Here is a 15,684-nt window from a genome sequence, read left to right as displayed (position 1 = left end):
ATGTTAGTACTAGCCATCTAAAACAAATCTCAATAAAGAAGGAATAAAAATATTTTAGTGCTAGATAAACTATTTCTACTATTAAGATTAAAAACTAATGTAAGTCAGAGTTTTGCAATCTAGCAGAAACTTTTTAATAGATAGTGATTGCCAGAAAAATCACATAACTCAATAATGAAAGTGTAATTTAAGGAACCTGTAACAGCTTCACAGAATTTAGGCCGCTGAGTATTTACTCTCTAGACTTCAAATGTGAAACAGAGTAGGGAGGGAAAGAAAGTAATTGAGACGCATACCCCTCTACCTCCTGGAGTGAAGTGGTTTTAGTCACTAATGTTCGCGGATGTCCTTCAATTTGCTTATAGGTAATACCTGAAGGAAAAATTGAGCTTAAATCAACTTCCAAAGGTTGTTTCGATAAATTTACGACGACAGCCTCTTGTTTCTTTTGTTGATTAGCAAAAGACCAACCGTATAAAGCTGGATATTGAAATTGTTGCTTACCTATGAGCATAGGAACATTGGTAAATTTCACCTGCCTAGCTTCATTAGATTTCTTCAAAATTTCTCCCCATGGTTGTAAGGCAACGCCCGTTGCTGATAAGTCAAAGGGTATTGTTGGAATTGATGGTTTAGAAGGGTTAAAAAAGCTCTTATTCCCATCATAAATAGCCGAGAATTGTGAGTTGCCGACCAGCATATGGTTACAAATTTTTTCCACACGCGGGTCTTCTAAAAATAGCAGCCCCAGAACTAGGTTGAACAATCCATGCGCCCAGCTTCCTGTAACACGCGTTTGACGAACCTTGCGTTGTCGCAGTCTTTCATGCATGTTGTACTCTGTTATCCAAATTTTTTTGTCACTTGGCAAAGTACTAAAACCATCAGTCTTCTTAATAATGTTCCAATGCCTAAAAGGTTCACCCAAGATAGTTGGCGTGTCTTGTTCATCAAAAAAAGGATAGTCATATGAAGCAGATGTTCTGGCTGGGGTAAGCCCGTGATCCGGGTAAACGTGCAAAGTGACTGCATCAGCGTTATCTAATACAATTGGAAATACCATTCGGTTCCAATTCAAGCGCCGTTTTTCAAGTCGATGGCGAATCCGACCACTATCTGAGACTCCCATCACACTAATTCTTGCTTTGGGAAATTCTGATTTGATCTTTGCAATCCACTGGATGGATGTCTTCGCGTAATCTACAGGTGATGGAAATACAGCTCGATTGTTTCTTGTTCCAAAGTAGAATTCATTACCGAGTTCAATTTTTTCAATAGGTAGACCAAGGGATTCCGCTTGTTTTAGCATACTCACTTGAGATTCTAGGGTAGAACTCAGCATATTCAAAACAAACAGAGGTGTAGTATCGGTTGCCTTAGAAAAAGTATAAAAATTTTCCAAGCTTCCAGCGGTATATCTACGATCTCTAGCACCTTTCAAAAAAAACGGAACACCATCTGGTAAACCTTGAAAGCTCTGACTGAGTCCTCCACGTTGCCAATCCCAATAGTTAGCGCCTTGACCTCCAGGCAGACGTAGAACACTGGGAGAAAGAGATTTAGTTGCATCAGTAAATTGCACACTGTCCCATTGTTTAACCCGAATCGCATTCACATTAAAACACATCAATCCTGGAGGGATAGATCGTTTTTCTGAGGACAATGAAGCTGTAATAAATTGATTCGAAATTTGAGCTTTTGAAGATCCAGAAAGAAGCTTTTCTGAATAACGAAAACCGATCGCACCTGCAGTGCAAGCTACTACAAGCATCAATAAATATTTGTTTTTTTTATGTTTTAGACGCATATATTATCTCGATCTAGTCTAAATCAAAGACAAAGAACTGAATCTTCTGTTGTTTGATTTTTCATATTCCCATAAAATGTTACTCGCGAGTAAGCATGGGACAGTCAAAAGAGTTCAATGATTGACCATTTCCGTGACGATTATAAACATTAACTACAAGTCCAGAAGTAAGCCAAAAATAAAAGCTATAGGGTCTAAACTCAAGTGTCCGAGAGACAAAATTATAAAGTATAGTAACAACAATGAGCGTACAGAATAAGGATCCTAAAAGTCGGTAATTTTCTAGAGGTGAAGATAATGTTAGCCATCTTCCAATCCGAAACAATCGCCAAAGGATAAGACTATAAATTCCCAATCCAATTGGCCCAAAATAAGCAAGCATAGCTAACCAATAAACATCTTCTAAAGGTTGAAGATCGAATATTTTTGACCGATCTGAAGCACTAGTTAGCAGGTCGAACATAATATTTCTCATATTTTCTAAATCTGGTCCAAAACCAAACCAACTTCCAGATTTTAGCAACGTAGATATTGTTGTTTGGATGACCCAACCTCGCGAGCTTTCTGCTGAGTGTTCATAGTACTCTGGCGAAAAAATCTGAAAGAGATAAGACGCAAGATTGATGGAGCCTTTAGCTTCATCTTGTGATGTAAAAGAGGTATCTACTGAAGTACCCAGTAAGAGGACACCTAAAACAACTAGAAATAGAATTGCAGCATATAACCACCCTATCTTGAGTAATCTCCGAATTCTATTGTGGAAGAACAAAAATATTAAAGGAATTAAGAAAACCATAACTAGAGGGGCTCTTTTTTTAGATGCAAAGACACCAAAAACAAGTAAGGCCCAACTAGAGTATTCTCTAAGCTTTACTATGTTTGTCCAGCCTGGAGAGGCAATATAAATATGGCTGGTTGTGATCGCAATAACAAATAATAAAAAAGCAGCCAATACTGAGGGATTAGTAAACATGCCAAATACTGCACCAGATTTAACTTTCCCTGCCTCTGCCTGTGACACTCTCTCATAGTCGCCGACTTGGAAGTCACCAGGTGCAAAAAATTGCTGAAACCCTACCGGTAGTAAGTATTGAAAAAAAGCTAGGACAGCTTGAAGCAATCCCACAAATTTGATGCCCTTAAGCATCAAATTTAGTTGCTCCAAAGAGATATTGATATTCACAACTATATAGTAAACTGATAAATATCTCCATAAAGAACGTAAATTATCAATAGAAGGTATTAAATCACTACCATTAATAGCAATTGAGATAAAAGTTGACAAGAAAAAAAATGGTAGCAAGATATCTATTGGTGTGGCTTGTAGATGATGGTTTTGGAATAAACGTTTACCTAGTACTTTTGCAGTTAGTCCATAAAGGATAACTTCTGGAAGAAACCGCAAAGGGCCTGAAATGGCACTAGGTAACCATTTCAAGGCAAATAGCTCAAATGGAGTGTACATTGCGATCACAAATACTATCAGAAAAGGAATTTCTTCCTTTTGAACAGCGGCAACATAGAAATTAGTGATATTACGGCAAACTTGGCTAGGTTTAGGAATTAGCATTTAGTCATTTAAAATAGATATATGCATAAAGATGAGCTATGTTTTCATTTGCCCATACTTTTGTTTATTTGAGGTTTAATTGACCAAGGCACTGAACGGCCTAATATTTTTTCTAAAGCAATAATTTCATACTCATAATATGCTTCTAACTTTGCACGGAGATCGGAGTTTATTTCAACTTTTTCGTCAGCTTTACCATTTAATCGATAGTAAATTGGATCAAACCACAGACGCATCTGACGAAAAACTTGATGAATTGGCAAATTATGAGTATACCGTCGAACATGGTAACGAAATTTTGAATAAAGATGGTTTAACCGGGCATTCTTTATAGAAATACTGCGGTTGAAAATTTGAAAATCATAGCTATCATAAAAGCTAGATGTAATAGCAGCGAAATCACAAAGGTCGTGCAAAATTTTTATTGGTTCAGCACAAAGTTCCTCATAGAAATAAACCTTCACATTATCAGGTCCAACAGCATCTATATAAGATTGAAGATACTTTGAGTAATGTCCATGTTCTAACGCACTTAAAAAATATTCAGGCGAAGGAATATGTAATCCGTTTCTTCTATCTTGCTTGGCCTGCTCAAAATGTCCCCCGGCCATTTGTTTGTCAATATATTCTCTAAACGTCATCGAACTAGGTAGACAATTTATCTGCTTTGCATACTTATACCAAGAGACAACACGTGTTATTGGATCTCGTAAAATAAAAGCAATTTTGACATTTGGTAACAACGATTTCAATCGCAAAGGTGTACCTGCCGAATATAAATAGTCAGGTGTTACATCTACCCTTAAACATGGATCATTATTCGGGAAAAATGCTTCGAATTTATCGGCACCTTCCCACCAACCAGTGTCAACGGGAGGCATCAATGGATAGTCTTGATCAATAAAAAAACGGGTCTCTTTAATGCTTGTTACTGTCACTTCTGGGTGATCAGCCAAGTAATGAAATAAAGAGGTAGTTGCAGCTTTCGTTGTGCCACCAATAATTAAATATTGATTCTTTTTCATTATTTGACTCTCATTTTTTAGCAGCTGATTCTAGCGTATTCATCTATTTTCTTTATTTAAAATGAAAGACATCTCTAAGTTTCATTATGTCTCTCAAAATTGTGGGCCGCAAACCCACAGTTTTATGCACCTGATTAGCATTAATTGCACCAGATACTAAAAGAGAAGTTGTTGTCGCTATTGCAGCACCATTGATGCCATATATTGGGATTAGAAGCATATTTAGTACAATATTCATTCCTGTCGCTAAGATACTGCTGATTGCAGTAAATCGAGCATATCCAGTCATACTTAAAACTGTCGAGGAATGCCCGGCTACCACAGCGTATACAAATAAACCAAGGCAACGAATATTTAATGCTCCAAGCCCTTTTGTAAATTCGGAACCATATATTTTTAAATACTGATTTCCAAAGATCAAAAAAGAGATCGTTGCCAAACCAGAAAACACTACAACCACACGAGCTGTTTTTGTTAATATACGTTGTAACTCCTGCAACTCTCCCTTGGCAAACAAAGTAGTAATAGTCGGCGACAACGGTCCCTTAAACGCCATTAGCACAAACGTAATTAATAGTGAGCCACGATTGACCGGATTATAAATTCCTGCAGCACTGACGCTATCAAGATTACCAATCATTAGGATATCTACCCGACTATTAATTTCATTGAGACTCTCAAGGAGCATAAAGGGGACAGCACACTTGAGCCAAGTTAAGCGTTCATAACTGGGCTTTGCCGCTTTGACCTTTTCAGGAAGGAATCTAGATGCTGTCAGAATACTGATTATTAAACTCAAGCCAGTGGAAAGACTAAACGCAATCACAGCCGAGCTAGCTGTCAGTTCATTTTGTATACCAACTACAATAAAGACCACAACAGTGAGTTGTACAAAAGGCGCCCATATCATTTCAGGCATCAACCCAACAACGATCTTGTCAAGTCCCCGCATCATCGCTCTGTAGATCATTCTCAAGCTTAGGAAGGGCAATGAAACCATTGCCATCCAAAATGCCCAAGTTAACTGAGAAGTTTCATCTTGGATTGTATGCCAGGCAATCGTTCCAGCTACGAGTGCTAATCCGACAGAGATGATTAATGTCAGTAGGCTAGCCCACCTTTTCAGGCCAACAAGTTTTTCCCATTCTGCTTCTGTTTGATATAGAGCAATCTCCCGGCCCAGCAAACCATTGAATCCCAACGACGCAGGGATAGCTAAAAGATATACCCATGAAGTTGAATAATCATAAATCCCAGAGCCAGTGCTGCCCATCAAGCGGGCATGTATAACGCCCATGACAAAGGCAAAAAACATTGAAGCAATTCTGAGACTAAAGGTTCCACCTGCCTTTTTAAATAGATGCTGCATTCGGTCTATGGCGATCTAATATCATGTCTACCTATGAGTGAAGGCGCTCCAACTCTTCTCGATTCTTGAGTGTTTCCTGTTCTAATCTTGCTAAAGACGGTGATGGATCTCGCTTTTCGTACCAGATTAGGACGAGACCCAGTGTTACGATGAATGAACCAGCAAGACCTGTCAGAAAAGCCATTTGCTTATTCGGTGATATAGGGGCATCTTCGTCAGGAAGTGTGGGCTCTGTGACCATTTGTATGGGTGGATACATGGCGTAGACTTCGATTCTACTGCGATCTAGTTTTGTCAGAGTTGAGGCAAGAAGCGTTTCAGCAACCTGTAGATCTCGCCGTAGTCCATCTACCTTATGTTTTTCCCCTGACAAGGTATTTAAGCGAGCCTCCATACGAGCAATTTCCTTGGCCAAAACCCGATCCTGAAAAATTAACTCGTCTCGATCCGCTAAACCTGAAACAGAGTCTTTGAATAGTTCACCCCGAACGACGCTGGTCTGAGGGTCAGCGTTGAGGGGAGTTAGTTGAAGTAGTGCAGACGTCTGCAGTTGTTTACCCAAAGCAGATGAGCCTTGGCTTTGCAGAGCCGAGCTAGCTGCATTCAATTGCTCTTGTACATCCTGAACTTGCGGATGCTGAGGAGATAGTAGAGCAGAAATCTGGGTTAGTTCTGCTTTGAGACGTCCATATTCACTCAGTAACTTCTGATAAACTGGATCCCCTTCAAGCCTATAGCGGTCTGTAGCAGTCTGTGTGTTAAGTTCTACCTCACGATCTAAGCGAGCAAGGCGGCCACCTAAGCCTTTAGCTTTGGCGTAGTTTTCAGAACGCACACGACGCAGTTGCTCAATGGTTGTTGATAGCTCTTGAAGTTGCTGATCAGAATTGTAAGCAGAGGCAGATTGATACTTAGATAACGTACTGCGTGCTTTTTCTTCTTTCCGACGAGCAGCGCTTAGTGTTAGTTGCTTTTCACCTTCACGTTGTGCCAACGTAAATTCTCGAAGCTTTTGAAGACGTTGATCAATTGCAGTGAAAAGTGCATATAGTTTTCGCTGTGATATCAGTGGTGTCTTTCCTTGAATTGCAAAGGAAAGAATGGCGCTCTCTTCATCCACCGTAATTTCAGGTTCACCAAATTCGGCAGAATCCATTCCCAATTGCTGAGCAGCCTTATCCAATACTGCGGGATTGGTAGCAATATGTGTGTAGATTGTTCTAGGATCTTCAAATGAGTTAGATTGTCCGCTAGCGGGAGAGGTTGCTGCCCTAACCCCACCGGGGAGGGCAACATCGATCTTCGAATCGCCACCTACAACTATCACGCCTACCTGACTACTGTAGATGGGGGGTGATAGCTTCAGGTAAAGAAACACACAACTCCAAACCATTCCATTTAGGACAATGCCCAGCCAACGATAACTAATATTAGGATGAGTCCTCTGATATGCAGATGGGCTGATAGGTGAATAGGGTGAATGGTCTTGCATGAAAGAGGATCCTAAGATTAATTGAAGTTTTTTAAAAAGGTTACATATGTACTGGTGCTAACAATTGTCGCAAGGCATAGCGCCTAATTTATGGTTCGATTAATTTTTTGAAGAGGCTCAGTAAAGAGAAGTTCTATACTTCTGCCTACTTGTACTCACAAGTTCTAAAAATTTTACGGACTACAGTTATGACTACATTAGTTTGAGAATGATTGATTAAAATGGCCCAGATTTAAGTTGTCTACAGGAGACCCCATCTGCTTTGGGTGGTTAGCGTTGGGCAACTACTTCTCGTTTAGACTGGGAGACAGAAACATCCAAAGTGTAAGAATCAACATAAGAGAGGAAAAGTTCCTCGTATGCCTTGACGTCTCGATTGTTTGAAAATAGCTTCTGATAACGTTCAAAGCTAGACTGTCTCATCGCACGAAGTCGCTGATCATTCCCTAGAATCTGGCTTAGCTGAAGTGAACAGTCTTTTTGCTCGTAGAAGTATTCAGCTTCTGAACCCGCAACCCAATAATTGAAACGATTATAGTGTCCCAAGACTGGCATACCGGCGGCTAGTGCTTCAACTAGAGACGGATTCGTTCCTCCCACGGTATGACCATGAATATACAGGCGGGCATGATACCTCAACGCTTGAACAACCTCAGTATCATAAATAGCGCCCAGGAAAAGAACTTCGGTACTTTGACTAGCTACAGCCAAAACCTCTTTATGATAAGCATTGTTCTTGGGTAAGTACTTACCAAGGACTACTAGCTTATATCCTCTCGGCTTTTCAGCAAAAGCCGCAACAACTTCTAGAATGGAATTTTCTGGCTCTGGACGGGCAATGATGATTGCATATTGGTTGGGCTTTAAACCATACCTTTCAAGGTGGCGCGGATCAGCACTCGGTACAAGCTCGCTACAATATGGAACGCATGTGATTTTATCTGAAGAGACACCCTGTTCCAGAAAATTCATCCTAATTCCAGGATGATCTGCAATCAGATGTGTGCTGAACCAACATGCGCACCGCTCATTTAGGAACAGCCAGATCTTTTGCAGTAAGGTCCATTTACGGCGCCACCATTCCATACCATCCATATTGGTGATCACAACACGCTTTTTTATAAACCACAAAATCGAGAAAACAGCAGTGTTATAGCCTAATAAAAGGATAATGCCAGGATTTTTGAGCGCATGCAGAGTTGCCTTGAGATCAAAAATAATAGACCCCAAGGCTCCCTCTCGTGAGACGGGAATATCAATCAGTTCAATGCCATTCCATTCTCTTGTTAGTATTGTTTTTTCATCACTCTGGCAATAGACACAAACTTGCCAGCCAGCAGACTTTAAATAGATAGCTAAGCGCTCAGCAAATGTTTCAAAGCCGCCATGATTACCAGGAATTCCACGGGTTCCTAGTATTAACAATTTACGATTTTCCATTGCGTCTTCCATATTAGGTAAGTTATTTGGAGGTTCGTTGACATGAACCTGAATCACTTGCACCCATTTTTATATACGTATAGTAAAACTTTTACTGATATTGGGCAAATTTTAAATTTAACCACTTATTTATATAGATTTTATGTCCAAAAAATATTCCTTAGATATCTTGCACACTCTACTGTAGAACTACTGGGTTTAGACAATCGCGACGCACGAACTTCCCAGAGTTACTTAAAATATTTCGTAGGCTTTGAGGCAAAGTTTATTACCTTCACAAGGATAGAGATCCTAGAGCTTTTTTTTACTTTGAAGATGTAGCTCAAGTCAGAGGTGATAAAAATGCTAAGCAACAGAGTTTAGTGTTGGATTTTATTTGCAATATTTACATCTTATTAAGATATAGGGAATATTTTGAAAAGATATCATACGATTGTAGTATTTGGCAATCTTTTTGGATTTTATAGTTGCTGCCCAACTAGAGCATAAGTTTCATAGGATTGCGAGCAACAATACGTTTGGGTGCAAAAATGCCTGGCCTTCGCAAAGTTGAATATAATCCCGAACACGGCGAGACTCTTTTCTTGGGTGCATGCTCATCCATCGGTGGGCTTAGGTCATTCTTAAATCCATCTGCTATTAGCGGATGGTAATGCTGCTCCAACGTCTCGATTGGCTCTGTGTTGGGGCTTGTTAAGCCTTCAGCTTTCGTAGCCTTTTCCTGGATTTGATGTCTATCAACAGCGCGATCATCTCCTTGGGCCAAGGCTGTTGGGAGCGTTCAACAATATGGCTTGCTCCCGCTAATGATGAGCATTGCATCAGCCATGAGCACAATCATCACTGGCATAGCTCTTCCAGCCATCATGAATACTCGTATCTATAAAGTTTGGCAGCATATCCATTTCCGCTGCTGTTCTGCGTTTGGCGTAGTAGGTTCATCCATCTGTACAAGCGCTATGTAGCTACCATAGCTTGCTGTTCCCCTGTAAGCCGCCGACTTATGCTTGCTCGATACGGTCTTGGATCTGTGCCTTAATCGGTGTGGTTCGAGCAACGGAACAAAGATATAGTGACTGTTGATTAGCAATTACCCACTGAGAGAACTCGATTTAAGCTCAAGCGACTACCTCCCATCTTTAATAATTTCAGCATGCACTACCCGTTGAGCGTTCGTCCCATGCCAAGACAGAAGCATCACATATGACTCAGGAGTGTAACCATGATTCTCACACGTCATTTAGTACAAGCTTTCGCTATCCAGGAGTCGCCCGAACAACGTTTTCAACATCCTTTAAATTCCAATGCAGTTCGACACACTAAATCTATTGGAGATTGGGTGGGACTGGAACGGCTGGGAGTTCATCTGGTCAGGGTAGAGCCGGGTCGAGACACAACCCAGTTTCACTACCATCATCAAGAAGAAGAATTTATTTATATCCTTTCGGGCAAAGGGATTGCCGCTATTGGTGAAGCGGAATATGAAGTCGGTCCAGGCGACTTTATAGGGTTTACAGCCCCTTCCCAGCCCCATTGTTTATCAAATCCCTTTGACCAAGATTTGGTCTATTTGATGGGGGGAGAACGACGATCTGTAGATATCTGTGACTATCCCAAACTACGGCAACGGTTAGTTCGTAATGGTGAGGACCGTCAACTCTACAACCGGGATGATCTTCAGCTATTTGAAATCTAAATGCAGGCGTTGAATGGGGTCATTCTTTGCATCGCCTGGATAGTCGGCTTACTCTCCAGGGCTCATCCTTATGGCTGGATAGGATTGATGGGCTTAGGGCTGGGGCTAATGGGAATGCGAATGCTCAGCTTACGAACCCCCTGGCCGTTTCTTTATCCCTGGCGACGAGGCCCAAGGATTGCCTTTTGGCTATTGGCTTTAGCCATCGCGCTGTTTGCGAGCCTGTATTTTGTCCTTCGCACCCCAACTTCAGGGTCAAGAGATATCAGTCGGATGGTCGCTGAAGTCTCGCGATCTCCAGTAACTGTTACAGGCACAGTCAAAACTGTACCTCGCCTGACGCGGAGTCAAACCGTTCAGTTTCAGATGCAGGCGCTAAACCTACAAGCCAAGCCAACTCAACAAACAGTTCGCGGACTGCTTTATGTATCCTTGCCTCCAAAGCAGGGACAAGACCTGCATCCAGGGCAACGGGTAGAAGTGTCTGGCTATCTTTATAAGCCTCGCCGCTCCGCTACGCCCCAAGGCTTTGACTTTGAAGATTACCTCACCCGCTCCGGTATTTTTGCAGGTTTGCGTGGTAAAACCGTTACGGTCAAGCAGTCTGGAGGAAATTGGGGTGGATGGGCTGTGCGGCAGCGCATTGTGCGATCGCATGCCCGATTCCTGGGACCCGAGAAAGGTGCGCTCGTCAGTGCTATGGTCTTGGGCCATCGTCGAGTCGATTTACCCTTCGATCTACGCAATCGCTTTGTCAAAGTCGGTTTAGCCCATGCATTGGCAGCGTCAGGGTTCCATGTTTCTATCATTCTGGCGGGGCTGCTGAAGATCACGGGTCGTCTATCCTCTCGAACTCAGTTGCTTACTGGGCTAAGCGGACTCATCATTTTTATCTGCTTAAGTGGATTCGAACCCTCGGTTGCCCGTGCAGTCTTAATGGGCATGGCAGGTTTGGCAGCCGTTGCGGTCAACCGGAAGTTAAATCCAGTTGGTGTATTGCTGTTAGTGGCTGTTGGGCTGCTCGTTATCCAGCCCCAATGGATCTGGGATTTGGGATTTCATCTGAGCTTCCTCGCCACCTTGGGACTGATCGTGACGGTGCCCCCCTTAACTCAGAAACTGGATTGGTTACCGCCTGCGATCGCATCCCTATTCGCAGTCCCTATCGCCGCCATGCTGTGGACGTTGCCCTTACAGCTCTATCAATTTGGGATTGCTCCGATTTATTGTTTGCTGGCCAATATTTGTACAACGCCACTGTTGATTTTGCTGACGGCAGGTGGATTTTGTAGCGGTATCGTAGCGGTAGTGTGGCCTTTGGCAGGGAGTCTACTGGCTTGGCTGTTGGCAATACCCACCCAGGGATTAATTTGGCTGGTTACTCAGATCAGTCAGTTACCGGGAGCCTCCTTAACCCTCGGAACCCTCTCCATCTGGCAATTGGTACTGCTCTATGGGCTGCTGGTGTCGGCATGGCTCTTACCCGTTTGGAAGCAACGTTTATCGCTATTGATCACCTTGGCCTTAGGCATCATCATCCTGCCCCTTTGGCATCATCAAGTTCATCGCTTCCAAATCACGATTTTTGACCGGGCCACACCACCGATGATGGTGCTCCAGCAACCGGAGGGAACGTTGGTGTTGAATAGTGGCGATCGCAACACCGCATCCCAAACCCTCGTTCCTTTTTTGCAACGCCAGGGGATTGATCAAGTCGATCTAGCCTTAGCTACAGACTTACGACCTCGTTGGCGAGAAGGATGGCCAGAATTACTCCAGCAGGTCCCTTTAAAAAAGCTGATTCCCATCTCTTTAACCGACAACACGGCATTGCAAGAGTGGATTCTCAAATTCCAGGTCCAACCGGAGCAGCTACGTTTACTCCAAGTCGGGGAACAGCTGATTCAAAACCAAGCTCAAATCAGCGTCTTGCGGCACCAACCAACGCTACTGCAGTTCACCATCCATCAGCAAAACTGGCTGATGGTCGCGGGTCGTTACCAAAGAGTATTGCCTTGGTTACAAACGACCAACGTTTCTTCCCCGCAGGTACTATGGTGGTCCACAAAGGTTGATCTAGAAGCGATTCACCACTTGCAACCTCAAGTCCTTATTCTCACATCTCCCTATATCGATGCCGAAAGTTTGAGCCAGTTAGAACGCCGAATTCCCCAGGTCTATTGGACCCCCAGAGATGGTGCCGTGCAGTGGACTCGCGATCGCGGTTTTGAATCCACCTTCCCTCTTAGTGAAAATCCGGCTTCTCCCCTGTAGAATAGGCGTTAGACTAAACCAAAATCACCAACCTGGAGAGGTGGCAGAGTGGTTGAATGCGGCAGACTCGAAATCTGTTTTAGGGTCAAACCTAACGGGGGTTCGAATCCCCCCCTCTCCGTTTAATCGTCATCCGACTCAGTGTCTTCCGCATCCGCAGCGGCGGGACCTTCATGGCGGAGCGTCAAGTAACGAATCACTTGCTCGCTAATCCGCATCTCGCGTTCTAATTTTGCGATCGCATGTCCCTGACCGTTGTAGTTCATCTGAATATAGATGCCTTCACGGAAATTTTGAATTTCATAGGCTAAACGGCGCTTGCCCCGATGCTGGGTATCAATGTCTTCAACCCCTTGATCTTTTAGCAAGTCTTGATACTTGTTAATGGCCTGATCCAATTGTTCTTCTCCCAAATCTGGGCGAAGAATATACATTGTTTCGTAAGCAGTCATGAAATTTTCTCCTTATGGGCTTAAGGCTTCCTTGAGAAGGCAGTTTATCCACATGGATCACCGATTTTTTCCGTTCTTTTAAGAAGCAAGGATCTCACATTCTATCATTCAATTTCCTGACTGGAGACATCTCCTGTCAAATTCAGGCAATGGCAATGGTTATCAGTACAAAGCTAGTGAGGAGCAAGAGGCAAGTCAGTGATGATCGATCTAAAACTTGGTTTAGCAAAGTAATAGCCCTGACATAGCTGAATGTCCATCTGTTTCAGCACTGCTAATTCAGCTTCAGTCTCAATCCCTTCTGCAATGGGTTCGATGGCTAAATCGCGACAGACTTGAATAATTCCTTTCACAATAGCCTGCCGACCTTTATCGTGATCAATATTGCGAATTAAGGCCATATCCAACTTAATAAAGTCTGGCTGAAAATCAGCCAAAAAATTTAACCCTGAGTAGCCAGCACCAAAATCATCGAGTGCCGTTTTAAATCCAAGCTTTTGATAATGCTCAATAATGTCTCGAACATGAGCATAATCCCTCACCTTTTCCACTTCGGTTAACTCAAACAAAATTTGGTGGAGGGGAAAATTACATTTTTGAGCAGTTTCAATCGTGGTCCTAATGCATAGCTCTGGTTGATACACTGCATTGGGCAAGAAATTAATGCTCAATATAGATTGAATATCTAACTCTGCCGCAAGCTGAATTGCTTTAACACGGCAAGCCTGATCAAAACGATAGCGACTCTCATCGGTCACTTGTCCTAGAATGCTGGCAGCTGACTCCTGATTTAGGCCACGAACCAGCGCTTCTTGGGCAAAAATCGTACCATTGCTAAGATTCACAATTGGCTGAAAGGCCATTGTAAAGTCAAAGTTCAGCTCAGGAGTGCTCAGGCATCCTGAACATCCCGCTGCTAACGGTTCTTGATCGGCCACAATAGAGTTTCCTTGACCACCCATTCAAAACGTATCCGCCAGATGTATTTAGGCAAAATTTAGCCCGGCAAACAGGACACCGCCATACATCGATATCACTAGTGTGCCCCATAATCCTAAGGGTGCCACATATACCTTGTCTGTTAGTTTTTAGGACTGAACAGTCGATGGGGAAACGATCAAAGCTGCATGTTCACAGCGTTTGAAATAGTGGGAATTTCGGCGTATTGTCCTTGAACCGTTTTAAACACGCTATACACAAAGGTAGCGAACACACCCAGAAAAATAGTGTTGAACAGCGTTTCGGTAAGCAGTTCCAGCTGGATTCCTTGACTGATAATGGGCAACACCAAGTTGCACACCATTAGGATGAGATCTAACAAAATAGCTTGCAGCACATTAAATCGAATAAATCGGCTGATATTCTCATTCCTCACTACTGCAAAAAACAGTGCCATAAATAAGATCAGGCCCGCAAAAGGCAGTGTCTTAACGAAGGCACCATAAATCTGCACGAATGGGATGATCGGCAATAGAACAAGGCTAGAAACAGTAGGAAACTGGCGCACAATAAAGTTTCCATCACCGTAAACTAACGCATCCATGAGGGGTAACAGATAAGGCAGGGCGCCAAAGACTCTATCTGACCAAGGGGTGGATGCATCCCAACTCATGGCAATATCTCCCAATCAATATTTCACACCATGTCATCAATGTAGCGTATGCTCTCTCGTGTTTCGTGATTCCTTACACAATTTTCGGAAGGTGGGAGTGGGTAGGTTGCACTACACAAGGCATAACTCAGGGTATGGATGACTCCAAAGCAGTATTCAAGGCGTATCAGCACACCTCAGGGCGTCAGGTTGGTGATTGAGCTAGCGCTTTGTTCAGATAAATATCGAGGTTCTCAGTCTCTACCAAAGGCTGCTCTGCCCAGACAGAAAGTTGGACAATCATCAATCCAAATTGACTTGCAAACTTGTCATAATCCCGTGCTATTGTAGTCCAAGCAACCCGGGGGCGTGGCGGAATGGTAGACGCTACGGACTTAGAAAGCTGAGCCTTACAGGAGAAATCTTGTAAGTGAATGCTCTCAAACTCAGGGAAACCTAAATCTGATCTTGCAGACAAGGCAATCCTGAGCCAAGCCAAATCATCACTGATTTGGAAGGTGCAGAGACTCGACGGGAGCTACCCTCACGCTACTTAAGATTTATCTTAGACAGCGCGGGTAAAGGGAGAGTCCAATTCTCAAAACCACACTGGCAGCTGCGAAAGCAGCGGGAGAATGAAAATCCGTTGACCGGTAAGGTCGTGAGGGTTCAAGTCCCTCCGCCCCCATTACCTAAAAGTAAGAACCCCAGTCGCAAGGTTGGGGTTCTTACTTTTAGGTAAGAAAATCTTTTTTAGAAACCGATTAGGTGCTTTTCCCGCAACGCCGTCTTACCTCAGTTTTTGACCTGGAATCATCCAGGTGGGAGTTGAAAACATCGATTTAAAGTTTCCAAGTACAAGCTTGGTTTACTGCCATCGAGCAAATGGCTCCCTAGCGTTAAAGGTATAGATCAAAAAACAATATTGGCAGTCACCAACGTCGCAGGAATCGCTAGTGGGCATTGTA

The 15,684-nt window shown here is 43.0% G+C and carries 11 protein-coding genes, 2 tRNA genes and 1 other RNA gene; 4 read left to right on the top strand and 10 right to left on the bottom strand.

Annotated features, from left to right (window positions below; translation table 11 throughout):
- Positions 1-232 precede the first annotated feature (232 nt).
- The 6 genes from Q0986_RS02630 to Q0986_RS02605 form a co-directional block, all read right to left on the bottom strand.
- On the bottom strand, positions 233-1,807 hold the full coding sequence (locus tag Q0986_RS02630) for a hypothetical protein (protein ID WP_299403276.1): 1,575 nt from the start codon (positions 1,805-1,807) through the stop codon (positions 233-235).
- Positions 1,808-1,886: 79 nt separating this feature from the next.
- Positions 1,887-3,377, bottom strand: coding sequence for a hypothetical protein (locus Q0986_RS02625; protein WP_299403274.1), 1,491 nt, complete (start codon positions 3,375-3,377; stop codon positions 1,887-1,889).
- Positions 3,378-3,421: 44 nt separating this feature from the next.
- Complete coding sequence (locus tag Q0986_RS02620; RefSeq protein ID WP_299403272.1) at positions 3,422-4,402, bottom strand: sulfotransferase domain-containing protein; 981 nt, start codon at positions 4,400-4,402, stop codon at positions 3,422-3,424.
- A 52-nt stretch (positions 4,403-4,454) separates the two neighbouring features.
- The gene (locus Q0986_RS02615; protein ID WP_299403269.1) at positions 4,455-5,771 is read right to left on the bottom strand and encodes an oligosaccharide flippase family protein; all 1,317 of its coding nucleotides are present in this window, start codon (positions 5,769-5,771) and stop codon (positions 4,455-4,457) included.
- Between the two features lie 31 nt (positions 5,772-5,802).
- Positions 5,803-7,263 (bottom strand): hypothetical protein, encoded by a 1,461-nt coding sequence (locus tag Q0986_RS02610; protein WP_299403266.1) that lies wholly within the window; start codon positions 7,261-7,263, stop codon positions 5,803-5,805.
- A 270-nt stretch (positions 7,264-7,533) separates the two neighbouring features.
- Positions 7,534-8,760, bottom strand: a complete 1,227-nt coding sequence (locus Q0986_RS02605) for a DUF1972 domain-containing protein (RefSeq protein ID WP_299403264.1) — start codon at positions 8,758-8,760, stop codon at positions 7,534-7,536.
- 1,165 nt (positions 8,761-9,925) lie between these two features.
- Here Q0986_RS02605 and Q0986_RS02600 point away from each other — a divergent pair.
- The 3 genes from Q0986_RS02600 to Q0986_RS02590 all read left to right on the top strand — a co-directional run bounded on the left by Q0986_RS02600 (position 9,926) and on the right by Q0986_RS02590 (position 12,794).
- Complete coding sequence (locus Q0986_RS02600) at positions 9,926-10,399, top strand: cupin domain-containing protein (RefSeq protein ID WP_299403262.1); 474 nt, start codon at positions 9,926-9,928, stop codon at positions 10,397-10,399.
- On the top strand, positions 10,400-12,673 hold the full coding sequence (locus Q0986_RS02595; RefSeq protein WP_299403259.1) for a ComEC/Rec2 family competence protein: 2,274 nt from the start codon (positions 10,400-10,402) through the stop codon (positions 12,671-12,673). It begins immediately after the preceding gene.
- A gap of 34 nt (positions 12,674-12,707) precedes the next feature.
- A tRNA-Ser gene (locus tag Q0986_RS02590) sits at positions 12,708-12,794 on the top strand.
- Position 12,795: 1 nt separating this feature from the next.
- On the opposite strand, the gene rpsF is transcribed toward Q0986_RS02590, so the two are convergent.
- The 3 genes from rpsF to Q0986_RS02575 form a co-directional block, all read right to left on the bottom strand.
- The gene (gene rpsF, locus Q0986_RS02585; RefSeq protein WP_299403256.1) at positions 12,796-13,125 is read right to left on the bottom strand and encodes a 30S ribosomal protein S6; all 330 of its coding nucleotides are present in this window, start codon (positions 13,123-13,125) and stop codon (positions 12,796-12,798) included.
- Positions 13,126-13,298: 173 nt separating this feature from the next.
- A complete protein-coding gene (locus Q0986_RS02580; RefSeq protein ID WP_299403434.1) occupies positions 13,299-13,988 on the bottom strand; it encodes an EAL domain-containing protein in 690 nt (229 codons plus the stop codon).
- 254 nt (positions 13,989-14,242) lie between these two features.
- Positions 14,243-14,737 carry a Tic20 family protein gene (locus tag Q0986_RS02575; RefSeq protein ID WP_299403252.1) on the bottom strand — a complete coding sequence of 165 codons (495 nt, stop codon included), beginning with the start codon at positions 14,735-14,737 and terminating at the stop codon, positions 14,243-14,245.
- Positions 14,738-15,327: 590 nt separating this feature from the next.
- Between Q0986_RS02575 and Q0986_RS02570 the strand changes: the two genes are divergently transcribed.
- Positions 15,328-15,404 (top strand) — tRNA-Phe (locus Q0986_RS02570).
- Positions 15,405-15,486: 82 nt separating this feature from the next.
- Here Q0986_RS02570 and ssrS read toward each other — a convergent pair.
- Positions 15,487-15,669, bottom strand: a non-coding RNA gene (gene ssrS / locus Q0986_RS02565) — 6S RNA.
- Positions 15,670-15,684: the final 15 nt, after the last annotated feature.

This window comes from Acaryochloris sp. IP29b_bin.148, from assembly GCF_028285565.1.
In the GTDB taxonomy this organism is placed as follows: Bacteria; Cyanobacteriota; Cyanobacteriia; order Thermosynechococcales; family Thermosynechococcaceae; genus Acaryochloris.
Note: the sequence above shows the minus strand (reverse complement) of the source record. Positions and strands in the feature narration are given on the sequence as shown.